At 66.0% G+C, this 18,576-nt stretch carries 15 protein-coding genes and 1 pseudogene; 7 read left to right on the forward strand and 9 right to left on the reverse strand.

Going from position 1 to position 18,576, the window contains the following annotated elements:
* The first annotated feature begins 24 nt into the window (after positions 1 to 24).
* Complete coding sequence (locus BRSPCE3_RS24810; protein ID WP_244068920.1) at positions 25 to 1,650, forward strand: glycosyltransferase family 39 protein; 1,626 nt, start codon at positions 25 to 27, stop codon at positions 1,648 to 1,650.
* Here BRSPCE3_RS24810 and BRSPCE3_RS24815 read toward each other — a convergent pair whose 3' ends face one another.
* Positions 1,651 to 3,852 carry a TonB-dependent receptor gene (locus tag BRSPCE3_RS24815; RefSeq protein ID WP_375709955.1) on the reverse strand — a complete coding sequence of 734 codons (2,202 nt, stop codon included), beginning with the start codon at positions 3,850 to 3,852 and terminating at the stop codon, positions 1,651 to 1,653.
* Positions 3,853 to 4,013: 161 nt separating this feature from the next.
* On the opposite strand from BRSPCE3_RS24815, the gene nikR reads away from it, so the two are divergent.
* A complete protein-coding gene (gene nikR, locus BRSPCE3_RS24820) occupies positions 4,014 to 4,451 on the forward strand; it encodes a nickel-responsive transcriptional regulator NikR (RefSeq protein WP_244068921.1) in 438 nt (145 codons plus the stop codon).
* Between the two features lie 105 nt (positions 4,452 to 4,556).
* On the opposite strand, the gene BRSPCE3_RS24825 is transcribed toward nikR, so the two are convergent.
* A complete protein-coding gene (locus tag BRSPCE3_RS24825; protein ID WP_244068922.1) occupies positions 4,557 to 5,504 on the reverse strand; it encodes a hydroxymethylglutaryl-CoA lyase in 948 nt (315 codons plus the stop codon).
* Between the two features lie 7 nt (positions 5,505 to 5,511).
* Positions 5,512 to 6,681, reverse strand: a complete 1,170-nt coding sequence (locus BRSPCE3_RS24830) for a CaiB/BaiF CoA-transferase family protein (protein ID WP_244068923.1) — start codon at positions 6,679 to 6,681, stop codon at positions 5,512 to 5,514.
* A 121-nt stretch (positions 6,682 to 6,802) separates the two neighbouring features.
* Between BRSPCE3_RS24830 and BRSPCE3_RS24835 the strand changes: the two genes are divergently transcribed.
* The 3 genes from BRSPCE3_RS24835 (at position 6,803) to BRSPCE3_RS24845 (ending at position 10,112) form a co-directional block, all read left to right on the forward strand.
* Positions 6,803 to 7,726: a LysR family transcriptional regulator gene (locus tag BRSPCE3_RS24835; protein ID WP_244068924.1), complete on the forward strand. Its 924-nt coding sequence runs from the start codon at positions 6,803 to 6,805 to the stop codon at positions 7,724 to 7,726.
* Positions 7,727 to 7,852: 126 nt separating this feature from the next.
* On the forward strand, positions 7,853 to 9,265 hold the full coding sequence (locus BRSPCE3_RS24840; protein WP_244068925.1) for an MFS transporter: 1,413 nt from the start codon (positions 7,853 to 7,855) through the stop codon (positions 9,263 to 9,265).
* A 94-nt stretch (positions 9,266 to 9,359) separates the two neighbouring features.
* A complete protein-coding gene (locus BRSPCE3_RS24845; protein WP_244068926.1) occupies positions 9,360 to 10,112 on the forward strand; it encodes a sulfate transporter family protein in 753 nt (250 codons plus the stop codon).
* On the opposite strand, the gene BRSPCE3_RS24850 is transcribed toward BRSPCE3_RS24845, so the two are convergent.
* The 6 genes and pseudogenes from BRSPCE3_RS24850 to nth all read right to left on the reverse strand — a co-directional run bounded on the left by BRSPCE3_RS24850 (position 10,109) and on the right by nth (position 17,016).
* The gene (locus tag BRSPCE3_RS24850; protein ID WP_244069051.1) at positions 10,109 to 11,611 is read right to left on the reverse strand and encodes a DHA2 family efflux MFS transporter permease subunit; all 1,503 of its coding nucleotides are present in this window, start codon (positions 11,609 to 11,611) and stop codon (positions 10,109 to 10,111) included. The genes BRSPCE3_RS24845 and BRSPCE3_RS24850 overlap by 4 nt on opposite strands.
* Positions 11,612 to 11,673: 62 nt before the next feature.
* Positions 11,674 to 12,186 carry an isoprenylcysteine carboxyl methyltransferase family protein gene (locus tag BRSPCE3_RS24855; RefSeq protein WP_244068927.1) on the reverse strand — a complete coding sequence of 171 codons (513 nt, stop codon included), beginning with the start codon at positions 12,184 to 12,186 and terminating at the stop codon, positions 11,674 to 11,676.
* Positions 12,183 to 13,243: pseudogene (locus tag BRSPCE3_RS24860) on the reverse strand (type III polyketide synthase). The gene BRSPCE3_RS24855 and the pseudogene BRSPCE3_RS24860 overlap by 4 nt, the downstream one beginning before the upstream one ends.
* 131 nt (positions 13,244 to 13,374) lie before the next feature.
* A complete protein-coding gene (locus BRSPCE3_RS24865) occupies positions 13,375 to 15,003 on the reverse strand; it encodes an MFS transporter (protein WP_244068928.1) in 1,629 nt (542 codons plus the stop codon).
* A complete protein-coding gene (locus tag BRSPCE3_RS24870; protein ID WP_375709956.1) occupies positions 14,990 to 16,141 on the reverse strand; it encodes an HlyD family secretion protein in 1,152 nt (383 codons plus the stop codon). The genes BRSPCE3_RS24865 and BRSPCE3_RS24870 overlap by 14 nt, the downstream gene beginning before the upstream one ends.
* A gap of 65 nt (positions 16,142 to 16,206) precedes the next feature.
* The gene (nth, locus tag BRSPCE3_RS24875; RefSeq protein WP_244068929.1) at positions 16,207 to 17,016 is read right to left on the reverse strand and encodes an endonuclease III; all 810 of its coding nucleotides are present in this window, start codon (positions 17,014 to 17,016) and stop codon (positions 16,207 to 16,209) included.
* Positions 17,017 to 17,038: 22 nt separating this feature from the next.
* On the opposite strand from nth, the gene BRSPCE3_RS24880 reads away from it, so the two are divergent.
* Together BRSPCE3_RS24880 and BRSPCE3_RS24885 are read left to right on the forward strand one after the other, a co-directional pair.
* Entirely contained in the window at positions 17,039 to 17,611 is a 573-nt protein-coding gene (locus BRSPCE3_RS24880) for a DUF2244 domain-containing protein (protein WP_375709957.1), read from the forward strand.
* Positions 17,612 to 17,668: 57 nt separating this feature from the next.
* Positions 17,669 to 18,565 (forward strand): bifunctional helix-turn-helix domain-containing protein/methylated-DNA--[protein]-cysteine S-methyltransferase, encoded by an 897-nt coding sequence (locus BRSPCE3_RS24885; RefSeq protein WP_244069054.1) that lies wholly within the window; start codon positions 17,669 to 17,671, stop codon positions 18,563 to 18,565.
* Positions 18,566 to 18,576 lie beyond the last annotated feature (11 nt).

Raw genomic sequence — 18,576 nt, forward strand, 5'->3', positions numbered from 1 at the left:
TTGGCTTCATTCGGTAGTTTTACGGTGTTTTCGTTGATCGATTTCTCGGCGCTGGCTGCAGCGTCGGAGAAAGACCCGGCGCGGTGGCGCCGCCCATTCATCAAATGGCTCGACGGGATCGAGGCAGGGTGGTCGATCCCGCTGCTGCTCGTTCTGTTTGTCGCGATCTGGACCGCGTATCTCGTCATCGCCTATCTCGGCGCCGGCCTGCACCCCGATGTGCTCGAGACCTGGACGCTCGGCCGGCACCTCGCATGGGGATACGCCAAGCATCCGCCGTTGATGGGCTGGATCACGCGGGGATGGACCGCGATCTTCCCGCTGACCGATTGGTCGCTGCAACTGATGGCGATGGTCAACGCAGCCGTGGCGCTGTGGGCGGTCGACCTGATCTCGCATCGGTTTGTCCGTGGCGAAAAGCGGGTGATCGTGCTGCTGCTCGCGATGCTGCTGCCGGTCTATCAATTCCACGCCCAGCGCTTCAACGCCAACACCGTGCTGCTGGCCGCCTGGCCGCTGGCGACCTACTGCTTCCTGCGCGCGTTCGAGGCGCCGAGGCAGCCCGGCTGGGCGATCGCTGCCGGCGCGGCCTGCGCGCTCGCCATGCTCGGAAAATATTATTCGATCTTCCTGGTCGCGAGCTTCGTCTTCGCTTCCGTGCTGCATCCGGACCGCCGCCGCTATCTGCTGTCGGCCTCGCCCTGGATCTCGACATTGGCCGGCATGCTCGTGCTCGGCCCGCATCTGCACTGGCTCGCCACCACGGGCGCAACGACGTTCGACTATGCGCTCGCGCACACCGGCGCCGATCATGCCGCCGCGCTGCGGGAAGTCACCTATTTCATCCTGGGGCTGATCGCGGCGCTCTCGGTCGCGGCGGTCACCTGGGCGTTCATCGCCGGACCGCGGCTGGCGCGGTTGCCGGGAGATCTACGCGCCATGAACTCCGGGCTCCGCCTGCTGCTGCTGGTCGCAATCGGGACCATCCTGTTTCCGGTTGGCGTTTCGCTTGCGGTCGGCACCGACCTGCCGTCGCTCTGGGCGGTGCAGGGCCTGTTCCTGTTCATCACTCTGATCGTCTGCACAACGAGCTATCCGATCGAGCGCTTCTATGCGGTCAATCTCGCCGTCATGGTGGCGGGATTCGCGCTTCTGGCCGTCGCCGTCGGCGCTCCGGTCCATGCCCTCTATCGCAACGCTTACGGCTATGAAGAGGGCCGCGGCTTCTATCACGCGGTCGCAGCCGAGCTCACCGCGCGATGGCACGACGCGGCCGGGACGCCGCTCGCTGCCGTCAGCGGCGACGACGCGCTCGCTTTCGCCGCGGCCTTCTACAGTCCGGACCATCCGTTCTATGCCCGGCCGTTTGCCTATCAGTACACCTGGGGCCTGCCGCGCAAGGTCACGCTGGACCGTGGCTGGGCCGCGCTGTGTTTCGCCGATCAGCCGGATTGCCTGAACTGGATGGCGCGCACGACATTGCGCGCAACGGACGTCATTCGCTCCGAATTCGATGCCGAGACGACGTTGCTCGGCAGGCGCGGCCAGACCCGACGGGTCGTGATGCTGATCGTGCCGCCGACCCGCGAAACGCCCGCCGTGCATCCCGATGTCGAGGATTTCAGCTCGAGCCGCCGCGCGCGCGACTGATCAGAACGTCGCCGCCAGTGTCAGGCGGACGGCGAGCGGCTCCGCCGGATGCACATGGCGGTCGGCGACGCCGCCGATCGGTTCGCCCGGCAGCCGCGACAGATAGTAGTATTCGATCTGGTTGGTTTGCGCGTTGAAGAGATTGAGGACGTCGAGCTGCAGCCGCATCCCGTTGTCGAATTTGTAGCCGGCACGGGCGTTGACGATGAACGACGACAGCGACCGCACGCTGTCGTCCTCGAGCAGCGGACGCGGGCCGAAATAGCGGGCGCGCAGGCTGCCGAACCAGCCCGTCTCGTGGCCGAAGGTGACGCCGCCGCTGGCAACCCAGCTAGGTGCGCCCGGAATGAAATTGCCGACCGGATCGCTATCCGTGAAGCGCGCGCGGGTGTAAGCGAGATCGAAATCGAGGTTGATCCACGGCAGCAATTTGTACTGATTGGTCCACTCGACGCCGACGCGCCGGCTCGGCCGGCTCGGTTCCGTGGTACCGGCATCGCCGACGAACAAGAGCTCGGAATCGAAGTCGAGCACGAACACCGCAAGCGACGAGGTGAGTCCGTCGATCACTTTGGTGCGGATGCCGAGCTCGGCGCCCTTTGAACGCACCAATAGCGGCACGCGCTCGAGCGGCGTCACCTTGTCGTTGGGATCGACGGTGATGGTTGCCCCCCGGATGTCGTTGGAATGCAGGCCGAAGCCGGCATTGCCGTAGAACTCGGTCCTGGACCAGGGGCCGAGCACGATGCCGGCCTTCGGGCTCGTCATCGCGGCCTGCGCATTGCCGGAATTCTGCGGGGTGTCGCTCAGCACATGGCCGGCGAAATAATCCTCGCGGATGCCGACCGTGGTACGCAGCCAATCGGTCCAGCGCGCCGTCGTATCGGCCCACAGCGCGACGCTGCCCTCCTGCACCTGGTCGCTGCGCACGGTGGACAGGATCTCGCGCTGCGCCGTCTTGAACAGGCCGACAGTGATGTCGTCATAGCGGGTCTGCACGCCGAACCGGGTCTGGGTATCGATGCCGGCAATGCGGATATCGGCGGCGTGGCTGGCATCGAAGCCGTAGACGGTGCGTCTGTCGGTCTGGCTGAACTGATCGCCGTTGACGGGATCGTCGAGGAAATAGGTGAAGTCGTTGTAGAGCTGCAGCGAGGAGCGGATCGCATAGGCGTTGAGCCTGGTCTGCCCGTAATCGCTGGACTGCGCCCAATTGCCCGACAGGCTGAAGCGGCTCGCGGTGCCGCCGTCGGTCGGATCGAGCGAGCCATAGCGGCCGATCAGGCCCTGTTCGATCGCGCGCTGCGCCACCTGGTCGGTCGAATTCCAGCCGTTGGAATAGGCCATCGCAGTCAGCGAGAAGCCGTCGGTCGCGGTGCCCTGGCTGTAGCGCAACACGCCGTTGAGCTTGCGGATATCGTCGGGCACGTCCCACGGGCCGTTGTATCTGTTGGCCTCGAAGGCCGCGAGCAGCGTGCCGTCACCGACCTTGGTCGAGCCCGCGGCCATCGCGCGCTGATAACCGAAACTGCCGGCCGTCAGCTCGACAATGTTCCTGGGCAGGCCGTTCAGATAGTTGATATCGACCGCACCGGCGGACGCGAAGTCGCCCTTGTCCGCGTAGTAGGGACCTTTGCGCACATCGATCGACTGGATCAGCTCCGGGATCAGGAAGTTGATGTCGGCATAGCCCTGGCCGTGACCATGGGTCGGCATGTTGACCGGCATGCCGCCGACGGAGATCGCGAGATCGGTGCCGTGGTCGAGATTGAAGCCGCGCAGGAAATACTGGTTGGCTTTGCCTTCGCCGGAATGCTGGGTGACGATCAGGCCCGGCACCGCCTCCAGGACTTCGCCGACGCGCGAGACCGGCCGCGCATTCACCTCGTCGCCGCTGATCTGCCGCGCGCTGGCGGCGGCCGGTTGCAGGCCGGGAGTCACCGTGGCGGCCCCGCCGGTGACGCCGCTCGCCGCAGCGGGGGATTGGATCGGCTGCGGCGCGGCCGGCTTACGGCCGCTGGCGGCGGCATGATGCCGGCGCTGCGACGGCCTGGTGCGCTTGGGCGGGGCCTGATCGGGCGAGGTCACCGTCACCGGCGGCAACTGCCCGGGCGCAGCGGCAAGCGTCTGCGCTTCGGCGAGCGGCGCGAAGGCCGCTAGGGATGCGGCAGCGGGAAATATCCGCCATACAGTACGTCGCAACGCCCATGCCCCCGCATGACACCTGTTACAGTCATGCGACGACCGCACCAGCCCAGTCCAATCCCGGCGCAGTGACGCTAGCAAGCACGGTATGACGTTTCAATATAAATGTCATACCACCAGGTAATTGAGCAGGCAATCGAGCCAAACACGGACAATTCATGCAACGCATCACCATCACCATCGAGGATGATCTGCTCGCGGAGATCGACGCCGCCGCCGAGGCGCGCGGCTATCAGAACCGCTCCGAGATCATCCGCGACCTCGCGCGCGCCGGTCTGCAGCAGGGTGCGGAGGAAGCACCGTCAGGGCAATGCGTGGCGGCGCTGGTCTATGTCTACGATCATGCGGCGCGCGATCTGTCGAAGCGGCTGGTGCAGAACTTCCACGGCCATCACGATTTGTCGCTGGCGACGCTGCATGTCCATCTCGACGACGACAGCTGCATGGAGGTGACGGCGCTGAAGGGCGCCAGCGGCGAGGTCCGCCATCTCGCCGATCACATCATCGCCGAGCGCGGCGTGCGCTACGGCCGCGTCGTGATGATCCCGACCGCCGCGGACAAGAAGCCGCGCAAGCGCGGGCATCGGCATGACTGAGACCTCGTAGCCCGGATGGAGCGAAGCGAAATCCGGGACGGTCCATCCGCGGACGGAAGGCCCCGGATTTCGCTTCGCTCCATCCGGGCTACGCAGATTAATTCGTTACGCCGCCTTCGCCTTGGCGCCGCGCGGCAGGCCGGCGCGGGCGAGGCCGCCATAGAGCTGCTCGTTCGGCATCTCGGCCTTGAGGATCGCGCGCACCTCGACCAGGCGGTCGAGATCGATGCCGGTCGGGAAGCCCTTGCTCTCGCAGAGGAACACCAGATCCTCGAACACCACATTGCCGGTCGCGCCCGGCGCGAACGGGCAGCCCCCGAGGCCGCCGAGCGAGCCGTCGAGCACGCGGGCGCCCTCATCGAGCGCGGCGGAGGCGTTGGCGATGCCCATGCCGCGGGTGTCGTGCAAATGGACGCAGACCGGCTTGGAGCCCGCGATCTTCACCGCACCGCGTGTCAATTCGCCGACCGCCTTCGGCCCGGCATAGCCGACCGTATCGGCGATCGCGACCATGTCGACGCCGACCTCATAGAGCTTCGCGGTGAGGCGCAGCACCTCCTTCGGATCGACCGCACCCACGATCGAGCAGCCCAGCCCCATCGAGATCGCGGCATTGACCAGCGGCTTGTGCGCGCTGGCGTCGCGCAGCTCGCAGAGCCGCTTGATGTTTGCGATCGCGGATTCGCGCGAGCGGTTGGCATTGGCCTGGCTGTGTTCTTCGGTCGCCGACACCACCGAGGCGATCTCGGCAACGCCGGAGGCCAGCGCCTCGTTGACGCCGCGCTCGTTCAGCGCCAGCGCGACACCGTGCGCGCCGGGCAGCGACGCGATGGTTGCGACCACATCGCGGACATCGACGAATTGCGGGAAGGTCTTGGCCGGCAGGAACGAGCCGACCTCGAAATGCCTGACGCCAGCGGCATATTCGTCGCGCACCCAGCGCTGCTTCGCCGCGGTCGACGGGAATGTCTTCACCAGCTGCAGGCCGTCGCGCAGGCCGACCTCGCGCAGGCTCACTCTGTCGTTGGGATAGATATCGTGGACGCGGGTCATGTCAGCCTCACGCAGCGTTGCCGGTTGATGAAATCGTCTGTTGGGCGAGCTCGGCGCGCACCGCTTCGGTATCGGCGCCGAGCACCGGGACTTTCAGGCCCTCGCCGATATTGCGGCCGTTCCATTCGACCGGCAACGCGGGGACGCGGAACGGCTTGCCGTCGGCGTTGATATTGTTGACGAGCCCGCCGGGCCGCAGCACGTGCGGATCCTGCAACAGGTCTTCCGGCCGATTGATCGGCGAGAAGCAGATGTTGAGCGCGTCGAGCCGCGCCGAGAGGTCGGCCACGTTCCAGCCCTTGATCACCTCGGCGACGCGCGGAATGATGCGGTCGCGCGCCATGATGCGGTCCGTGGTCGTGCGCAGCGTCGGATCGTCGGCGAATTCCGTGAGGCCAAATTCGCGGCAGAAGCTCTGCCAATGACCTTCGGTGACGACCCCGATGAAGATCCGATCGCCGCCGGCGGCATCGAAGATGTCGTAGATCGGCCAGGCGTGCTCGCGCTCCGGCATCGAGCGCGGCTTGCGCCCGGTCATCTCGTACTCGACCATGTGCTGGGCGACCAGGAACAGGCAGTTCTCGAACAGGCCGATGCGGATGTCGGCGCCGTTGTTGTTGCCGCCGCGCTTCTGATAGAGCGCGGCGAGGATCGAGATCACGCCGAACATGCCGCCCATGATGTCGTTGGCGGAGGAGCCGACGCGCTGCGGCTTGTCGCGCGTGCCGGTCATCGCGGCGAGCCCGGACATCATCTGCACGACCTCGTCGAGCGCCGGGCGATGATCATAGGGGCCGGACAGAAAGCCCTTGTGGCCGGCGATGATCAGATGCGGATATTTCGCGCGCAGCTCCTCAGTGCCAAGCCCCTGCTTGTCGAGCTGGCCATCGCGAAAATTCTCCAGGAACACATCGGCGCCGGTGAGCAGCCGATGCATCGTGTCGCGATCTTCCGCCTCGGCGAAATCCAGCACCACGCTGCGCTTGCCGCGGTTGAACAGCGGGAAGAACGAAACGCCCATGCCGCCGAGCGAACGGGTCTTGTCGCCCGCGGGAGGCTCGACCTTGATCACCTCGGCGCCGAGTTGCGCCAGGATCATGCCGCAGGTCGGCCCCATCACCATGTGGGTCATCTCGATGACCCTCACGCCTTCCAGCGGCAGCCCGCTCCCGGTCATCGGTTTCTCCGTGCTCGTTGCGCTCGTTTTGACTGATCGGCGCAGGTTAGGCTTCCGCACGCTATCTGAAAAATATAATCTGTCGAATAGTGCATTCGTCGTTCTAGAACGCTGAACCCTCATGGATTCGCGCCAGCTTCGCTATTTCATCGCGGTTTACGAGCAGCGCAACCTGTCGCGGGCGGCTGATCAGGCCAATGTCGCGCAATCCGCGCTCAGCCACCACATCGCCAATCTCGAGGCGGAATTCGCCACGCCGCTGTTCGAGCGCAAGCCGCGCGGCATGGAACCGACCGCCGCGGGCGAGCGGCTATACGAGCATGCCCGCATCATCCTGCGCGCGATGGCGGCGGCCGAGCGCGAGATCAAGGAAGGCGGCAGCGCCATCGCCGGCGAGATCTCGATCGGCATGGCCAATTCCGGCATGAAGGCGATCGGCGTGCCGCTGATGCGCACCGTGCTGGCAAAATATCCGAACCTGAAACTGTCGCTGACCGAGAGCCTGTCCGGCGCGACGCTGCTGCATCTGATGAGCTCAGACGTCGACCTCGCGCTGGTCTACAATCCGCCGTCGGAAAAGGATTTGATCGCCGAGCCGGTGCTGGAGGAGCAGATGTTCTGCGTCGGCACCGAGAAACTGATCGGCAAGAAGGGACCGATCACGTTCGAGCAGGTGGCCCAGCTGCCGCTGATCCTGCTGCGGCACGGGTTGTCGGCCCGCGCGCTGCTGGATGATCCAGTGCCGCTGAAGCGGCTGGAGGCCAACGCGATCCTGCACCTCAATTCGACCAGCGGCATGATCGGCGCGCTCACCGCCGGTCTCGGCTGCACGATCGCGACGACGCACTTCGTCAGCGAGCCGCTGAAAGCCCGATTGCTGGTGGCGCACGAGGTGATCGAACCGAAACTGACGCGCACGCTCTATCTCTGCCGCCTGCGCAACCGGCCGATGACCTACGCGATGGAGGAGATGTGCCGCCTGATCCGCGCGCTGATCGCCGACCAGGTGGGCCGCGGCGCCTGGGAGGCGACGCTGTTGATCTGAGTTCGAAAATATCGAACGATCCCTTCGAGATGTTCGTCTGGATTTCTGGCTCGCCGCCGCCAAACATGGACGACGCGTACGCCCTCGCAAGCAGGGCGGCCACGGGAGCCCCCAGGGAGGACCAGAATGAGCGCCGTCGATGTCGGCACTGCGATCGATCTCGCCACCACGACAGGCGGGCCCGACGAGATCTCTCGACGGCTCGAGGCGCTGCCCACCTCCTCCTACGTCTGGCGGCTGGTGATCCTGCTCTCGCTCGGCGGCTGCTTCGAAATCTACGATCTGTTCTTCACCGGCTATATCGCGCCGGGCCTCGCCCGCAGCGGGCTGATGACCACGACGACGCAGGCCTTCTTCGGCTTCTCCGGGATCGGCGCCTTCGTCGCGGCGACCTTCGCCGGCCTGTTCATCGGCACCTTCTGCCTCGGCTTCCTCGCCGATCGTTACGGGCGCAAGGCCGTCTTCACCTGGTCGCTGCTGTTTTACAGCGCCGCATCTGTCATCATGGCGTGCCAGAGCACGCCGGGCGGCCTCTTGCTGTGGCGCTTCATCGCCGGAATCGGGATCGGCATCGAGGTCATCACCATCGACGCCTACATCACCGAGCTGGTGCCGAGCTGGATGCGGGGCCGCGCCTTTGCGATCAACCAGGCGGTGATGCTGTCGGCGGTGCCTGTTGTCGCCGCACTGTCATGGTGGCTGGTGCCGCTGACGCCGCATGGCATCGACGGCTGGCGCTGGGTGGTGCTGATCGGCGCCGCCGCCAGCATGATCATCTGGGTGCTGCGGCTCTACGTGCCGGAAAGCCCGCTCTGGCTGGCCCGCAACGGCCGCGCCACCGAGGCCGAAAAGATCATGCGGACGCTCGAGGCTGCATTGCCCACCGCCGTACCGCGCCCTGCTCCCACGGCCGCGGCGGCGCCGGGGCGAGTGCCGGTCGAGACCAGCTACGCCGATTTGTTCCGGCCGCCCTATGCCTCGCTCGTCGTGCTGTTCATGATTTTCAACCTGTGCCAGGCGTTCGGCGTCTACGGTTTCTCGAACTGGGTTCCGGCGCTGCTGGTCGAGAAGGGCATCAACGTCACCAAGAGCCTGCAATATTCCTTCATCATCGCGTTCGCCTATCCGCTCGCGCCGCTGCTGGCCGCAACCTTCGCCGACCGCTTCGAGCGCAAATGGATCATCTGCGGCGCGGCCGCCGCGATCTCGGTATTCGGTCTCGCCTTCGCGCAGCTCACCGAACCTGTGCTGCTGATTGCCAGCGGCGTGCTGGTGACCGGCGCCAACATGACGCTGTCCTACGCCTATCACGCCTACCAAACCGAGGTGTTCCCGACCGCGATCCGGGCCCGCGCCGCGGGCCTCGTCTATTCGATGAGCCGGCTCAGCGCGACCTTCTCCGGCTTCATCGTGGCGTTCATGTTGAAGGAGGCCGGCGTCGGCGGAGTATTCGGCCTGATCACCGCGGCGATGATCATCGTGATCATTGCTATCGGTGTCTGGGGACCCCTGGTGCGCGGCAAGCCGCTCGACGCCTAGCTCGAAAACGCGCTCACCGCGACACGAGCGGCACTTGCCGAAGCCATATTGGGTCGCTACCTCTCGCTCGTCATTTGCTAGAGGTACCCCGGTCATGTTCGACGCCGCCGTCAAGGCGCTTTCGCAAATCCTGTCGCCGCCGATGCGCACCATCCTGTGGCGCTCGATCGGGCTCGCGCTGGTGCTGATCACCGTGCTGGCAATCGGTTTGCAGCGGCTGCTGAGCTGGTTTGCCGACACCGGCGAGGTCTGGGCCGAAGGCATGCTCGGCCCCAACTTCCATTCCACCCTGCACGTGCTGTCCTGGATCATCTCGATCTCGGCCGGCCTCGGCGTCGTGCTCGGCGGCATCTTCCTGATGCCCGCGATCACCTCGCTGGTGGCGAGCCTGTTCGTCGATGACGTCGCCGACCATGTCGAGCGCGAGCACTATCCCGCCGACCATCCCGGCACGGCGCTGCCGGTCACGCTCGCGACGATCGAGGGCGTCAAGACGGCGCTGCTGACGATCCTGGTCTATCTGGTCGCGCTGCCGTTTGTGCTGTTCGCAGGCGCAGGCTTCATCATCTTCTTCATCGCGACGGCGTGGCTGCTCGGCCGCGAATATTTCGAGCTCGCGGCGATGCGGTTCCGCTCGCCTGATGACGCCAAGGCGATGCGCAAGGAGAATGCGGCGACCGTGTTCACCGCCGGCCTGTTCATCGCGGCCTTCGTCTCGATCCCGATCGTCAACCTGGCAACGCCGTTGTTCGGCATGGCCTTCATGGTGCACATGTACAAGCGGCTGTCGGGCCCGCGGCGCGAACTGGTCGAGCCGGCGCGGCGCGGCAACGTCCGATCCGTCTAGGCCGGGTCTGGGGGCACCTGCAGCGATACGGGCACCCGCTCGCGCGCGAATGGCACCAGCAGAAGTCCGGCGATCGCCACGCAGGCGAGCATCGCCCAAGCCTCGTTGACGCTGAGCGCGAGCGATGCCCGTTCGACCAATGGCCGGATGAACGCCACCGTGGCCTCGTCCGGCGGACCCGGCGGGCGGTTGATCAGCAGCATCGGATCGAGCCCGATCGCCTGCGCCGCGGTGATATCACCTGCCAGCAGGCGCGCCCGAAAATCCTCGCCGTAGATCGGGCTTCGCCCGTAGAGGATGGTGTCGATCAAGGCGATCCCGATCGCGCCACCCAGATTGCGCATCAGGTTGAACAGCCCGCTGGCGTCGGCAACCTCGGCCTCCGGCAGGGCGCCGAGCGCAATGCGCGTCGGCGGCAGCAGGCAAAACATGATCGCAACGCCGCGCAAGACCTGCGGCCAGAACATCTCGGCGAAATCCGCGGTGCGCGGCTGAAACGCGCTCAAGCCGAGACCGAGCGCGAACAAGGCGAAGCCCGCGCCAGTCAACGAAGGCGCGCCGACGCGGCTTTCGAGGATTGCCGCCAAGGGAGCTGCGATCAGCTGCGCAACTCCCGTGGCCAGCATGATGGTGCCGATCTCGAAGGCATCGTGGCGGCGCACGAAGCCGAGGAAGACCGGCATCAGATAGGTCGATCCGTACAGGCCGATGCCGAGGCAAAAGCTCAGGGCGCAACCGATCGCGAAGGAGCGCCGCCTGAACAGCGCCAATCGCGCGATCGGATACGCCGCCCGGAGCGTGCGCCGGATCAGCAGCAGCATCCCGGCAATGCTTCCGCTCAACAAGCTCAGGCAAGGCATCGAGACCCAGCCGCGCTGCGGCGCTTCCTTCAGACCGACCATGAGGCTTGCGAGCACCGCAGCAAGCAGCACCAGCGACCATCTGTCCAGTCTGGCGAACGCGCGGAGCTCGACGCCCTGCCTCGGGAGCAGCAACGGCGTGACGGAGGCCGCGATCACTCCGGGAATCACGTTGATCAGGAACAGCCAGGGCCAGGACCAGGTCTGGGTGATCCAGCCGCCGACGACAGGTCCGACGGTCGGTGCGAGCACCGCGACGACGCCACCGATCGTGGTCGCTACGGCATGGAGCCGCGCCGGGAACAGCATGAACACGGCGGAGAACACCGCAGGGATCAGGACCCCGCCGGAAAATCCCTGCAGCACGCGAAAGGCCAGCAGCACGGCAAAGCCACCGCTGAGCGCACAGCCGATCGACGCGATGGTAAACAGGCTCACGGCGATCGCGAACAGCCATCGCAATGACAGCGCATGGGTGAACAATCCAGTCAGCGGGATCGCGATCACTTCCGCGATCAGATAGGCGGTCTGGATCCAGCTCATCGCCGAAGGCGAGATCGCCAGCGCGCGCTGGATCGTCGGCAACGACGTCGCGACCACCTGGATATCGAGGATCGCCATGAACATGCCGAAGCACATCAGGAGGAAACCGGCCCAGGTCGCGGCCGATGGGCCGTCGGCTGGATGATCCGCCCGGTCGCTCACGGCGCGCTCGTGCGTAGCCGGCCGGCAACCGAAAGCGCACGGCTCTCGGCCCGAATCCGGATCACAAGCACCGCGAGATTGAGCACGGTGAAGATCAGCGCCAATACCGGCAGATGCAGCGCGAGCGGCAGCAGCGCGATTTCACCGACGACGACGGCATAGTTCGGATGCGGGAAAAACCGGTACGGGCCGGATGCGACCAGCGGCGCGCCCGGCAACACGATGATCCGCGTGGTCCATCGCGGTCCGAGCGCGGCAAGGATCCACAGCCGCAGGCCCTGCAGCGCCAGAAAGGCCGCGAGTATCGTCAGGTTGACGTCCTGGTTGCGGCCCCAGATCCACAGCGCGGCCAGCCAGCCGGCATGAACCAGCACGATGAGCAGGTAGTGGCTGGCGCCGACCTCGATCGCGCCTCGCGCCAGCAGCCGCGTCGTGTTGCGGCGTGACAGCACGAGCTCGCCGAGGCGCTGCAAGGTGACCAGCGCAAGGATGATCGCGGCGAGGCTCACGCAGCATGCCTCAGCGCAACGCAGCTAAGCGTGAAGCCGGGCCCGAGCGCGGTGAGCAGCGAGCGCGGCGGCAAGCCTTTGGCGCGGGCGCGCTCGAGCACGAACAGAACCGTTGGGGCCGACATGTTGCCGCACGCCGCGATGACGTCGCGTTCGTGATCGAGCGTGCCCTGATCGAGCGCCAGTGCCCGCTCCAGCGCGGCGATGACCTTGGCGCCGCCGGGATGGCAGATGAAGCGGTCGATGTCATCGGCCGTCAGCTGCATCCGTGCCAGGATCTCGGCAACCGCCGGCCCGACATGGTCGCGGACGAAATCCGGAATGGTGCGCTGAAACACGACACCGAATCCTTCCGGATCGACGGTCCAGCCCATGATGTCGAGCGTATCCGGCCAGAGCTTCTCGCCCGCGGTCTCGATCCGCGTCGCGCCGCCGTCGCCGGCGCGCAGCACGATCGCGGCGGCGCCATCGCCGAACAGGCTGGCGGCCACGATGTTCGCCTTGGTGAGCTCGTCGTGGCGAACCGCAAGCGTGCAGAGCTCGAGCGCGACCAACAGGACATTCGCACCGGGCTGCGCCTGCGCCAGCCGCGCCGCGATCGACAGGCCGATACGCCGCCCGCGCAGCCGAGGCCAAACACCGGCACGCGCGACACATCGCTGCGCAGGCCGAGCTTGCCAGCGACGCGCGCCTCCAGCGTCGGCGTCGCGATGCCCGTCGAGCACACCGTGACCACGATGTCGATGTCACTGCCGCTCAGGTCGGCGCGAGCAATCGCCTTGCGGGCAGCGTCGACGAACAGCGCCTCGGCGCCTTCCAGGAAGGCCTGCGTGCGCTCGGGCCAGCCGCGGCGCTCGAGATACCATTCGATCGGCTTGACGCCGTAGCGATGCTGGATGCCGGTGTTGGCGAACAGGCTCGAGAGCGTCGCGAATTCGGGATAGCGCTCGGCGAGGAGGTCGCGCGCGGCCTGCAGGACTTGTCCCTGATGGAATAGATGCGGTGGAACCGCCGTCGCCATGGAAACAAGCGCGGCCGTCTGTTTGGTTTCGATCATCGTGGCTCCAGTTCCCCCGCTTGTGGAACCGCGCGATGAGCAAAATATTTCAGACGCCCGCGAGATAGCTGGAGCGCCGCATTCACTATTAATTGACCCCGCCGGCGATATCCGCGCCGCGCTTGCGCAGGTCAGGAAACGACAACGCCCAATCTGCGCAGCAGGTTTTTCACCAGGCCAAGCGGTGCCGGCGACAGCGGACCCTGCGGTGCGCGGGTGATCAGGGCGACCAGGAACAGCGCCAGGATCGCGAGCCAGAAGCACAGCCAGAAGCCGTCGATATAGGCGAGCGTGTTGGCCTCGCGCTGCACCAGCGCCGCGAGCGTGCCGACGGCACGCCCCGCCGCCGCACCGATGCCGTGGCCGGAGAATTCACCGGCCAGCCGCTTCAGCAGGTTGACGACGTCGACATCACCGTTCTGGACGTGCTGGCCGAGATAGTTCGAATGGATCTGCTCGCGGACGCGCAGCCATGTCCCCATCAGGGCGATGCCGATCTCGGCGCCGCCGAGCCGCATGATCTGGATATAGGCCGCGAACGCGGTCGCCCGCGACGGGTCGGAGTTGGACAGCGCCATGATGATGATCGGCAGCAGCGTGAACGCCTGCCCGATCGACGTCAGCAGGACGATGCCGGTGAAATCCCCCCGCGCCCAGACATGGCTCAGCTGCGTGCCCCAGAGATTGGCCGCCGCGAATGCCGAGAACCCGAGCACCACGACGATACGCGGATCGAGGTGGCGGAGCAGCAGGATCGAGACCGGCACCAGCACGAACATCGGCAGCGCGCCGTAGGTGAACAGCAGCACGCCCGACTGTTCCGGCCGCAGCGCGGCGACGCTGCCGAGGAAATTCGGCACCAGCGACGAATTCGACAGGCTGGTCAGCGTGTAGAGCAGGATGACGACCAGCGAGAGGCCGATATTGCGCGAGAACAGCACGTTGAAATGCGCCCAGGGCCGCGGCGCGACCATCTCGTTGATCATGAAGGCCATGATCAGCAGTCCGCCGCCGATCAGGAGCGCCATCACGGTGCCCGACGACAGCCAGTCCAGCCGGTTGCCCTGATCGAGCCCTGCATAGACCATCGCCACGCCGGCGCCGAGCAGCAGCATGCCGCCCCAATCGGCATGATGCAGCAGGTCACGATTGACCGGCTCCTTCGGCGTGCCGAGATACACCATCAACCCCATCAGCGGCGCGATCACGACACCTTGCCAATACAGCCACTGCCAGCCGAGGTGCTCGACATAGAAGCCGACCAGCGAGCTCGACGAATCCAGCGCGAAGCCGACGCGGATCGAATACATCGCGATCGCCGGCACCCACCAGCGGATCGGCAAATTGCGCAGGATGATCATCAGCGTTGCCGGCACGAAGGTGCCGAGCAGCATGCCGTGCGCGATGCTGAGCGCGATCAGCGTGGTGTAGTCACGCACGAACGGGATGGTCAGCGAGACCACGGCATAGACCAGGCTCGGAATCCCGAGCACGCGGCGCAGACCGAACACGGTGGCAAGCCAGGCCACCGCCGGCGCGATGAAGATCTGCGAACCGATCGCAGCGGTCGAGAGCCAGGCGCCCTCGTCGAAGCTGAGCGAGAATGCACCGCGCAGGTCGGGCAGGCCGACCGTGGTCAAGCGGCTGTCGAAATTCGCCAGGAACGCGCCGAGCAGCACGGCGACGACGGCAAACAGCGGATAGCGCGCGACGTCTCCGCGCGAGACCGGACCGCTGTTACGGTCGTCACTCTCCGCCATTGGCGGCTGCCTCGCCGGTGTTGATCCGCGTCACCACCGACATGCCCGGCAGCAGGCGCTCGAGCAGCGGCTGGCCCTTGTCGAACTGGATCCGCACCGGGATGCGCTGCACCACCTTGGTGAAATTGCCGGTGGCGTTGTCGGGCGGCAGCAGCGCGAATTGCGATCCGCTTGCCGGCGCAATGCGCTCGACCGTGCCGCGCAGCTTCTGACCGGAGAAGGTATCGACGGTGACCTCGACCGGCTGGCCCGGCTTGACGTTGGTCAGCTGGGTTTCCTTGTAATTGGCGATCACATAGACGTTGGGCAGCGGCACGACATTGACCAGATTGGTGCCGATGTTGACGTAATCGCCGGGCTGCACCTGACGCTCGCCGGTGACGCCGTCGAACGGCGCGGCGATCCTGGTGTAGCCGAGCTTGAGCTTGGCCGATGCCAGCAGCGCCTTGGCGGCGTCGAGGTCGGCCGCACGCTGCTTCTTGGTGCCTTGCAGGACCTCGAGCTGATGGCGCTGCGCGGCGATCACCGCACGGCTGGCCTGCACGTCGGCCTCCGACTTGGCGTAGGATGCGGTGGCCTGCTCGAGCCGCTGCCGCGTGCCGGCATCGGTTTGCGACAACGACTGCTGACGCTCTTGCTCCTGACGTGCCAGGGTCTGCTGCGCCTCCGCCGACAGCCGCGAGGCCTCGGCCTGCGCGATGGTCGCATATTGCAGCTCGACCTGGTTGTTGAGGTTATCGAGCGCGGCCTGCGCACCGACCACGCCGGCCTCGGCCTGCGCCACCTGCGCCTGGTAGTCGGCCGGATCGATCTGCACCAGGAGATCACCGGCCTTGACGCGCTGGAAATCGGAGACCGCGACCGTCAGCACCTCGCCCGAAACGCGGCTGGAAAGCTGGGTGAGCTCGGCCCGGACATAGGCATCATCCGTCGTCTGGATTTTGGCGCTGCCGACCCATGCGTTCCAGCGCGAGGTCGCCACAACGACGAAGGCGAGTGCGACGAGCACCGCGAACAGTGGGATGGCAAAGCGGCGCCAGAAGCCCTTGGTCGCAGATTTCGGTGTCACCGGCGCTGTCGCCGGAGCAAGAGCCGGCTGGGTGTCCCGTGAGGCACCGTCTTGGACCTGCTCTGTCACACTACACTCCTCAGTCACGCACCGGACGCCGGACGAGCCTCATAACACATGATGACGATCATGGCTTAGACGGTCTTCTCCGGCCACCGGCAAAGATCATTGATCAGACAGACGTCGCAACGCGGTCCGCGCGCGAGGCAGGTGTAGCGGCCATGCAGGATCAGCCAGTGATGGGCGTGCAGCATGAACTCGATCGGGATCACCTTCTCCAGTCCGAGCTCGACCTCGAGCGGCGTCTTGCCGGGCGCGAGGCCGGTGCGGTTGCCGACGCGGAAGACGTGGGTGTCGACGGCCATCGTATGCTCGCCGAACGCCATGTTGAGCACGACATTCGCGGTCTTGCGGCCGGCGCCGGGCAATGATTCGATTTCGGCGCGGGTGCGCGGCACCTCGCTGCCGAATTCGGCAATCAGCTTCTCGGACAGCGCGATGACGTTCCTGGCCTTGTTGCGATAGAGCCCGATGGTCTTGATGTAATCCCGCACCTTGTCTTCGCCGAGCTCAAGCATCTTCTCCGGCGTGTCGGCGGCGGCGAACAGCGCCCGCGTCGCCTTGTTGACGCCGGCGTCGGTCGCCTGCGCCGACAGCACCACCGCGACCAGCAGCGTGTAGGGGTTGAGATGCTCGAGCTCGCCCTTCGGCTCCGGATTGGCCTTGCGGAACCGATCGAAGGCCTCGTAGACCTCCTCCGCCGTCCACGGCTTCGGCTTTGCGGATTTCTTGGCGGTTTTCTTGGCGGTTTTCTTGACGACCTTTGTCGCCGGCTTCTTTGCCGCGCGTTTAGGCGCAGGCTTTGCCGCTTTCGCGGCCTTCTTCTTCGGCGCGGACTGAACACTTGAGGTGCTGGCGCGTTGAGAGCGGATGATTTTGGCCATGAACGGGATATACTGACACGTCATGACCGCAGGCAACGACTTTGATCCGGGCGACGACCCCAGGCAGGACCTCAGGGCCACTGACCTCGACGTCGATGCGCCCGAGGCGGAGCCGATGCTGTTCTCGGCGCTGCTGACGCCGCACCGTTCGCTGAACCGCACCGGCTTCATCGTGCTGATGTCGTTCGTCACCGTGGTCAGCTTCGTCGCCGGCGCGGTGTTCTGGTGGCTCGGCGCCTGGCCGATCTTCGGCTTCTTCGGCCTCGACGTGCTGGTGATCTACTGGGCCTTCAAGGTGAATTTCCGCACCGCGCGAGCGAGCGAGGAGATCACCGTGACGCCGTCGCAACTGCGGGTGCGCCGGATCAGCCACCGCGGCCATGTCGCCGAATGGGTGCTCAATCCGGTCTGGGTGCGGTTCGAGCAGATCTCGCATGAGGAGTTCGGCATCGAGCGGCTTTATCTGGTGTCGCGGGGCCGCCGGGTCAGCGTCGGCAGCTTCCTCGGTCCGGATGAAAAGGCAAGTTTTTCCAAGGCCTTGACCGCGGCTTTGAACGCCGCGAAACGCGGCCCGACCTACAATCCCGTTCACTAGGCCAGCTTGTCAGAAATCGGGTGGTTTGGATGCGCCATGGCTCCTAAATCAGACACCATGATGACACTCGCCATACACGACCAGCGCCTGGCCAAGCCGGGCCTCCAGAGCGCCGCGCTGCGCGACTATGACTCGGTGCGGCGCGCCATCGCGTTCATCTCGGAGCACTGGCGCACGCAACCGACCATCGAAGCGATGGCCGATGCCGCCGCCGTCACGCCGGATGAACTGCACCATCTGTTCCGCCGCTGGGCCGGGCTGACCCCGAAGGCCTTCATGCAGGCGCTGACGCTCGATCACGCCAAGAACCTGCTGCGCGATTCCGCCAGCGTGCTCGACGCGGCACTCGACTCCGGCCTCTCCGGCCCGGGGCGGCTGCACGATCTGTTCGTCACCCACGAGGCGATGTCGCCGGGCGAATGGAAGACCGGCGGCGGCGGCATGACGCTGCGCTACGGCTTCCATCCCTCGCCGTTCGGCACCGCGATCGTGATTGGGACCGACCGCGGACTGGCGGGGCTTGCCTTCGCCGATCCGGGCGACGAGCAGACCGCATTCGCCGACATGAAGCGGCGCTGGCCGAATGCGATCTATGTCGAGGACACCAATGGCACCACCGCGCTGGCGCAGCGCGTGTTCGATACCAGGTTGTGGCGGGCGGACCAGCCGCTGCGCGTGGTCCTGATCGGCACCGACTTCGAGGTGCGGGTGTGGGAAACGCTGCTCAAGGTCCCGATGGGCCGCGCGGTGAGCTATTCCGACATCGCCTGCAAGATCAACAGCCCGAAGGCCTCGCGCGCCGTCGGCGCCGCGGTCGGCCGCAACCCGGTGTCGTTCGTGGTGCCCTGCCATCGCGCACTCGGCAAGAGCGGCGCGCTGACCGGCTACCACTGGGGCATCACGCGCAAGCAGGCGATGCTGGGCTGGGAGGCCGGCCAGGTCGGCTTGCACTAAACCGACGTGCT

The sequence above is a fragment of the Bradyrhizobium sp. Ce-3 genome (assembly GCF_022835695.1).
In the GTDB taxonomy this organism is placed as follows: Bacteria; Pseudomonadota; Alphaproteobacteria; order Rhizobiales; family Xanthobacteraceae; genus Bradyrhizobium.